The 6,873-nt window shown below is 58.0% G+C and carries 8 protein-coding genes and 1 other annotated feature; of the genes, 2 read left to right on the forward strand and 6 right to left on the reverse strand.

The features are described 5' to 3' along the window. Nucleotides 1-523: 523 nt before the first annotated feature. Nucleotides 524-709 carry a 30S ribosomal protein S21 gene (gene rpsU, locus NW838_RS05575; RefSeq protein WP_011432857.1) on the forward strand — a complete coding sequence of 62 codons (186 nt, stop codon included), beginning with the start codon at nucleotides 524-526 and terminating at the stop codon, nucleotides 707-709. 84 nt (nucleotides 710-793) lie between these two features. Here the strand turns inward: rpsU and NW838_RS05580 are convergent, their stop codons facing one another. After that, complete coding sequence (locus NW838_RS05580; RefSeq protein ID WP_414427667.1) at nucleotides 794-2,152, reverse strand: TonB family protein; 1,359 nt, start codon at nucleotides 2,150-2,152, stop codon at nucleotides 794-796. A 256-nt stretch (nucleotides 2,153-2,408) separates the two neighbouring features. Here NW838_RS05580 and NW838_RS05585 point away from each other — a divergent pair, with 256 nt between their 5' ends. Further along, entirely contained in the window at nucleotides 2,409-3,437 is a 1,029-nt protein-coding gene (locus NW838_RS05585; protein ID WP_414355819.1) for a Rieske 2Fe-2S domain-containing protein, read from the forward strand. A 128-nt stretch (nucleotides 3,438-3,565) separates the two neighbouring features. Here the strand turns inward: NW838_RS05585 and rplL are convergent, their stop codons facing one another. The 5 genes from rplL to nusG form a co-directional block, all read right to left on the reverse strand. Beyond that, nucleotides 3,566-3,976 (reverse strand): 50S ribosomal protein L7/L12, encoded by a 411-nt coding sequence (gene rplL, locus NW838_RS05590; RefSeq protein WP_414342772.1) that lies wholly within the window; start codon nucleotides 3,974-3,976, stop codon nucleotides 3,566-3,568. Between the two features lie 65 nt (nucleotides 3,977-4,041). After that, nucleotides 4,042-4,605, reverse strand: coding sequence for a 50S ribosomal protein L10 (gene rplJ, locus NW838_RS05595; RefSeq protein ID WP_414355818.1), 564 nt, complete (start codon nucleotides 4,603-4,605; stop codon nucleotides 4,042-4,044). 58 nt (nucleotides 4,606-4,663) lie between these two features. Continuing rightward, nucleotides 4,664-4,823 (reverse strand) — a sequence feature (ribosomal protein L10 leader region). 78 nt (nucleotides 4,824-4,901) lie between these two features. Further along, a complete protein-coding gene (rplA, locus tag NW838_RS05600; protein WP_011432850.1) occupies nucleotides 4,902-5,612 on the reverse strand; it encodes a 50S ribosomal protein L1 in 711 nt (236 codons plus the stop codon). A gap of 103 nt (nucleotides 5,613-5,715) precedes the next feature. Next, nucleotides 5,716-6,141: a 50S ribosomal protein L11 gene (gene rplK, locus NW838_RS05605; RefSeq protein ID WP_011432849.1), complete on the reverse strand. Its 426-nt coding sequence runs from the start codon at nucleotides 6,139-6,141 to the stop codon at nucleotides 5,716-5,718. Between the two features lie 9 nt (nucleotides 6,142-6,150). Beyond that, a complete protein-coding gene (gene nusG, locus NW838_RS05610) occupies nucleotides 6,151-6,822 on the reverse strand; it encodes a transcription termination/antitermination protein NusG (RefSeq protein WP_414355817.1) in 672 nt (223 codons plus the stop codon). Nucleotides 6,823-6,873 lie beyond the last annotated feature (51 nt).

The following is a 6,873-nucleotide window of genomic DNA, read 5'->3' on the forward strand; positions in this document are numbered from 1 at the left end:
GGTGTCTAGCTTCGCCGGTTTTGTGCAATCGGTAATCGGCAGTGCCCCCAGCCCAACTCCAGCACCACCCTCCCCTCCACCCCCCACCGGGACAACTGCTTCATTCGTTGTCAATTTGAGGGAAGGTGAGGTGGTTGCGGGGCTCAACTTTGGCAGCCGGGCGCAGTGAACACGAACTGTGGCAGCAAGCAGTGGTGTGGCGATCGTTTAGCTAGGCCGCCGTTCGCGCTAGCGGGACGGAGTCCTTGAAGCCCCGCCCTCTGTCCGTAGGACGAGGGTCGGAATGAAAGGCGGACATCCCCTGTTCTATAATCAACCTGGCTGTGCAAAACGGCATTGCCGGAATCTGGTACAGCTACGCGGTGGGGCATCCCGTGTCTGCTCGTGGAGGGTTCTTGCACTAGCTCCCCAATGAAGCGAGAAGCCCGCTCCGTACCGCCAGCAGTCGGAGTCGGGAGTATGTCACGATAGGGATCCCTGTTGTAACCAAACCCATTTGATTGACGGAGGAGATGTCTTTCCTATGACCCAAGTGACGATTGGCGAAAACGAAGGGATCGAATCTGCGCTGCGTCGCTTCAAGCGTCAGGTTTCTAAGGCGGGCATTTTACGGGACTTGCGCAACCATCGGCACTTTGAAACCAACCTAGAAAAGCGCAAGCGCAAAGCGGTAGCCGTCCGGCGGAACCGCCGCAAATCTATGGCCTAGGCCATTGCCGACACTCGGAACCCACCTGGGATTGAAATCCGAACTTCTCCGAGAAGGGCTTGTAGCCCTGCCTGAGGATCCGAGCTAGTTTCTCGGATTCTGGGTTGAGCCAGCCTGCAAGGATCCGCTCAGCACGTCGATTTCCAGCATCAGTTCTTCGCCAACATAGCTTTCGGGCAGAGGCGGAAAGGGAGCTGAGCGCTGGATGGCACTGAGCACGGCTGCATCCAATAGGGGATCTTCTGAGGGGGTTTGCAGGCGCAGTTCCCGCAGGGATCCCTGTCGATCCAGACGCACCTGCACCACCGTTACGTAGGATCCGGATGCCCGCCGTACCATCCAGTGTTGGCGAACCCTTTCTTGAAATTGAGCCAAGTAGTCTCCCCAATCCGGATCGGCGGTGGCATTTAGGCTGGGTGGGCCTGCCTGAGAGGACTCGATCCCACTGGTGCGACCGAAGTCGGAGTTGTGGGATCCGGTAGGAAAAGTCGGGGGCAAGGTGGGAGAAGGCTCTTCCAACGGGGCTGCGATCGGCTCTGGAGAGGGCAAAGTTGGATGCGGATCCGCTGGAGCCGACAGGTAGGGTTGTGGCAAAACCTCAGGAGAACTTGCTGCTCTTTCGGGTTGAGGCTTGAGGGATTGAGCAGGAGAGATCTGAGCCGATTTGGTCTCCACTGCTGCTGCCGAGGAGGTAGCCAGTAGGCTTTGCAGATGCTGACGATAGTCCTGCAGTTGCTGGCGCTGTGGAGAGGACAGAGGCCAGTGATCCAGCCATTCTTCCGTCAGATGTAGCGCCTCCGCCCAATTGTGATCGGCAACTGCCTGCTCCAGAGCTGCTAAACCCGCTGACAGATTTTCTAACCTGGCCTTTGGCTGCTGCTGAGGAGAGGCAGAGTCGCGGTTGGGTTGGGGCATCTCAAGCTCCCTTGGGGATGGGGGGAGGATCCCAGGGACAGGACTCCCTGCGGCTGAGGCGAGCAGAGGCTGTGCCGTTGCAGAAGTGACCTCTACCCATTCACCTGGATTGGCCACTTGCGACTGCCGCACCGATACGTGATCCCGAGGTTCAGAGACACCGGACTCACGGGCGGAGACGGGCGCAATCCACTGCGGCTCTGGGGGCGGCTCATCCGCCATCTCCACCCACTGAAAGGGGAGGATCTCCTCCTCTTCCCGGATCCTAGGCTGCCAACCCACCCAGCTCATCGCGATGAAATGCAACCCTGCCGAGAGCACGTTGGCCAGCCCCAGGCGCCAAGGTAAGGAGCGGCGTTCCTGCTCTCGTTTTTGTTGAGAACGGCTGAGGCGAGGATCTGGATCCGTCAGTTGGTTTGGCCGGCTCTCAGCAGCCGGTTCTGGTTCGAGAGAGCTGAGCTCTGCGGCAGGTTGGGCCGGGATCCCTGCGCTACAAGGATCTCGAGCGGGGTTCAATTCGTTTTGCACCTTTCCACCTTTCCTCACAGCCACATGCCAACAGAAGCCCACCGACGCTTCTCTGCTTCCTTCGATCAATAGCCCATCCCCGGGCAGAGGGGTAGCCATCGATGCACAAACGCGCCCAGGGCAAAGCTGTGTTGGCTTATACGGACTTCTGCCATTTCAACGCCTATCTTTTTCACGGGGGGCGGTGCTTTGAGCCACCTAGGCTCACGAAAAGCCAGCTCATGATTCTCCGAACTAGAGCTTGTGGAGCGGGTTTATGCTTGTTACCCAGCAACCTGTCCTGAGGCGGTTTTGGTACCCCGTGATCCCGATGTCGGCCCTGGAAACCGGCCCACAAGCTTTCACGCTGCTGAAGACTCCTCTGGTGCTTTGGCTCAATGAGTCAGGGCAGCCTTGCGCCGTCTTGGATCGTTGCTGCCATCGCTCGGCCCAACTTTCCAAAGGGGTTGTTTGCAATGGCCACATCCGCTGCCCCTATCACGGCTGGGAATTTGACGGCTCTGGCACCTGTGTGAAGGTACCCCAACTTACAGACAACTTCATCCCTCGCACCTACAAGGTGGAGGGGTTTCGCTGCCAAGAGCGCTATGGCTATGTTTGGGTGGCATTGGCGGATCCCTTGACCGATATTCCCGAGATCTCAGAGGTGGCGGATCCCCGGTTTCGCCAAATTCATCAGTTCTATGAGGTCTGGAAATGTGCTGGCCTGCGCCTGATGGAAAACTCCTTTGACAATGCCCATCCCCACTTCGTCCATCAGCAGAGCTTTGGGGTGATCTCCGAGCCTGTACCACCCGATCTGGACAGCCTTGAAGAGCTGGAGTACGGCCTTCGGGCCACCTCTGTTTTGCCGGTGTTCAACAGTGACTTGCAGAAGCAAAACTTGCGGATGTCAGAGGATCGCACAGTGCGTATCCTGGAGGGCACCTGGTTTATGCCTTTTGGTCGCAAGCTCAAAATCACCTACCCCAACGGCCTCATCCACATCATTTTCACAGCGGCTACCCCCATCGACGACCAAACCTCGCAGGTGGTGCAATTCTGTTTACGCAACGATTCGGAAGCAGAGGTGAGTGCTGAGAGTATCATCGCCTTCGATCGGCAGGTGACCCTTGAGGATCAACGGGTTCTGGAAAGCACCGACTATGACGTTCCCCTCGATATCAAGGCGGAGCAGCACATGTTTACCGATAAACCCAGCATCGTCATGCGTCGCAAGCTGGCTGCCCTCTTGAAAGCTCACGGAGAGGTGGAAGCGCGGCGGAGCAGGGGACAGGGATCCTGAACTCACGCCAATGGAAGCAGGCCGGGTGATCCCAAAAGAGGGGCCGAAGCAGCCCCCCTTCTTGGGTTTGAGTGTCTCGATTGGATTTCTCGTTAGACCAGAAAGAAGCGCTTTCCCCGTAACTTGAACTACTTGATCTTGACGGTAGCGCCGGCTTCTTCCAGCTTCTTCTTGATGTCGTTGGCTTCCTCTTTGGCAACCCCTTCTTTGACGGGTTTGGGAGCCGCCTCGACCAGATCTTTGGCATCCTTCAGACCCAAGCCGGTCAACTCGCGCACCACCTTGAGGATGGCGATCTTCTTGTCGGCTGGCACAGCCTCGAGGATGACATCAAAGGCAGTTTGCTCTTCCACCGGCTCAGGGGCTGCCGCCGGAGCTGCCGCCGCTGCTGCCACGGGAGCTGCCATAACCATACCGCCGGCTGGGGCTGCTGCACTGACGCCAAAGGTTTCTTCGATGGCTTTCACCAGCTCGGAAGCTTCCAGCAAGCTCAAAGCTTTCAAATCTTCCAAAATCTTTGCAACGCGCTCTGAAGGCATGATGGTTTCTCCTTAAGGGGTAATGGAATGGATGACATAGGTTTGGGCTGATGAACCGAAGCCCTTTAGGCAGCCTCTTTGTCGGCAATGGCCCGGATGGCCCGCCCCAGAGAAGCCGGGATCTCGCGGATACCGCGCGCCACTTGCGTGGGCACAGCATTGAGCCCGACCGCCAAGCCGGTACCCACCGACTTGAGGCTGCCCGCCACTTGGGCCATGAGCACCTCCTTGGGCGGCAGCTCGGCGATGGCTTTGGCCTGCTCCAAGGTCAGGGATAGCCCCTCAATGCCGGCACCGCGGAACTCGGTTTTCTTGGTTTGCTTGGCAAAATCTTGATACGCCTTCAGGGCTGCCGAAATGTCGCCCCGAATCAAGATAAAGGCCGTCGGCCCTGCCAAGAAGGGAGCGATCCCTGCCCAAGCTTTTTGGTCGGCGATGGCCCGCCGCATCAGGGTATTCTTAACAACCATGCAAACCGAATCCGATTTGCGCAGCTCTGCCCGCAGTTGATCCATCTCCGAAACGGTCAGCCCCTTGTAGTCGATCACCAGCACCATTTGGCTGGCCTGCAGCAGGGATCGGACTTTATCGACGATCTCCGCTTTCTTCGCTAAAGGTTGCTTGCCCATGCGCTCACCTCCTTTGTTGTCAATGGTCACCCAGGGTTAACGGGTGGTGAATCTGGGTTCTGCCAAACAGAATGCGTCCCAGCCGTGGCCGAGACGCATGGAGATAAGCGCACCCTCAAAAGCGATCCAAGAAGGGATCCCTTTGAACTTCGCTCAAACCTCGGCAGGACATTAAGCCCGCGGGCACCTGCTGTCTTCGGCTTGCTATTCAACTGGGGAAAAACGCTCTGCCGGGATCCTCCTCCAAATTCACTCACTCAAACCCTTTTCAACCCATCGCAGCGCCGAAGCCAGGCTTAGGTCGCCAACTTCAGCTCCCGCAGGGCATTGATATCAACCTCAATCGAGGGGCCCATTGTAGCAGAAACGTGTAGGGTTCGCCAATACTTGCCCTTGGCTCCAGAGGGACGGTTGCGATCGATGGACTCCTGCACCGCTTTTAGGTTCTCCAGCAGAGCTTCGACGGGGAACTTGCACTTGCCGAAGATCAAATGCACAATGCCGGTGCGATCTGCCCGATACTCCAGCTTGCCGGCTTTAAACTCTTTGATCGCCTGGGCCAGATCCATGGTCACCGTTCCCCCCTTGGGAGAAGGCATGAGGCCGCGCGGCCCCAACAGCCGCCCCAGCTTGGCCACTTGGGGCATCACATCGGGGGTGGCGATCAGAAGGTCAAAATCCATCATGCCCTTGCTGATTTCCTCGATCAGGTCTTCATATCCAACCCGATCCGCCCCTGCATTTTGGGCCTCCACCACTTTCTCGCCGCGGGCAATCACCGCCACTCGGATTTCTTGGCCGGTGCCCCTGGGCAAGACCACGGTGGTGCGCAGTTGTTGGTCGGCGTACTTGGGATCGATCCCCAGGCGGATGTGAACCTCTGCCGCCTCCTCAAATTTGGCGGTGGCCGTCTCCTTCATCAGGGCCAAAGCGGCTTCGGGAGCATAGGCAATGGGCTTCACCTTCTCCCGCAAAGCCTGCATACGTTTGGAAAGTTTTCGAGCCATCGTTTCTCCTCGGGGTACTGACGAGAACTTCTCTCCCCCACAGTGGTTTGCTGAAACAACTTCAAGACCGTGAACACCTCAGATAGGGCAAGGGATCCCTCCATCAATCCACCACCGTCACCCCCATGCTGCGGGCAGTTCCGGCGATAATTTTCATGGCCGCCTCCACATCGTGGGCATTCAAATCCGGCAGCTTCTGCTCGGCGATCTGTCGCAGTTGAGCCCGCGTCAGGGATCCCACCTTGGTTTTGTGGGGCTCGCTGGAGCCGGACTCAATGCCCAGGGCCTTCTTGATCAACACCGAAGCCGGTGGCGTCTTGAGGACGAAGGTAAAGCTGCGATCCTCGAAGATGGAGATCTCAACAGGAACCACCATTCCGGCTTGGTCTGCCGTCTTGGCGTTGTATTCCTTGCAAAAGGCCATGATGTTGACCCCGTGCTGACCCAGGGCCGGGCCAATGGGGGGAGCGGGGGTGGCCTTGCCCGCTTGAATGGCCAACTTGACCACGGCCACCAACTTCTTAGCCATGAAACGCGGTTACACCTCTTTTCGCACTTGACCAAACTCTAATTCTACCGGGGTGTCGCGCCCGAAAATTGAGATCAGAGCTTTGAGCTTGCCCCGTTCTGGGCTGACTTCCACCACCTCGCCGTAGAAACCTTGGAAGGGGCCGGACAGCACCTCGATGCGATCCCCAGGTGCCATGTCGATCTTGAGGGGCACTTCCTCCACCTCGACGCTGCTGAAGATGCGCTGCACCTCACTTTGGCTGAGGGGACGCGGCGTAACATGCCCCCGACCGCGACCGTAGGCCCGTTTTTCTTCCGTGCCAACAAAGTTGATCACATTGGGGGTTGTTTTCACCACCATCCAAGTGTCGTCGTTCATGTCCATGCGTACCAGGACATAGCCGGGAAAAATCTTCTCCTCTTGCTCCTGGCGCTTGCCGGTTCGATCCAGCTTGAAGCCCGTTCGCTTCGGGATCACCACCTCGACAATTTGATCCGCCACATCCAAAGCAGCTGCCCGTTGCATCAGGGTGCTCTTCACTTTGTTTTCGCAGCCGGAAGCCACCTGCACGGCGTACCAGCGCAGGTTACGACGCTCTTGACCTTCCCCCTCGTCTGGTTCCGGGATCGCGTCTGCAGGCTCAAAGTGCTCCACACGGCCCCCCCGACGTTTTCGCTGCCGCTCTGGATCTGGGCTCATCACCTCACATCCTCCCTGTAGCCATCCTCCAGCCCGACGCTCTTAACCCCC

Source organism: Synechococcus sp. R55.2, assembly GCF_047462075.1.
Classification (GTDB): domain Bacteria; phylum Cyanobacteriota; class Cyanobacteriia; order Thermostichales; family Thermostichaceae; genus Thermostichus.

What these genes read in the sequence shown, in the direction of transcription:
- nusG (WP_414355817.1), bottom strand. Translation starts at nt 6,822, where the DNA reads ATGAGCCCAGATCCAGAGCGGCAGCGAAAACGTCGGGGGGGCCGTGTG.
- rplL (WP_414342772.1), bottom strand. Translation starts at nt 3,976, where the DNA reads ATGCCTTCAGAGCGCGTTGCAAAGATTTTGGAAGATTTGAAAGCTTTG.
- rplJ (WP_414355818.1), bottom strand. Translation starts at nt 4,605, where the DNA reads ATGGGCAAGCAACCTTTAGCGAAGAAAGCGGAGATCGTCGATAAAGTC.
- NW838_RS05585 (WP_414355819.1), top strand. Translation starts at nt 2,409, where the DNA reads ATGCTTGTTACCCAGCAACCTGTCCTGAGGCGGTTTTGGTACCCCGTG.
- rplK (WP_011432849.1), bottom strand. Translation starts at nt 6,141, where the DNA reads ATGGCTAAGAAGTTGGTGGCCGTGGTCAAGTTGGCCATTCAAGCGGGC.
- rpsU (WP_011432857.1), top strand. Translation starts at nt 524, where the DNA reads ATGACCCAAGTGACGATTGGCGAAAACGAAGGGATCGAATCTGCGCTG.
- rplA (WP_011432850.1), bottom strand. Translation starts at nt 5,612, where the DNA reads ATGGCTCGAAAACTTTCCAAACGTATGCAGGCTTTGCGGGAGAAGGTG.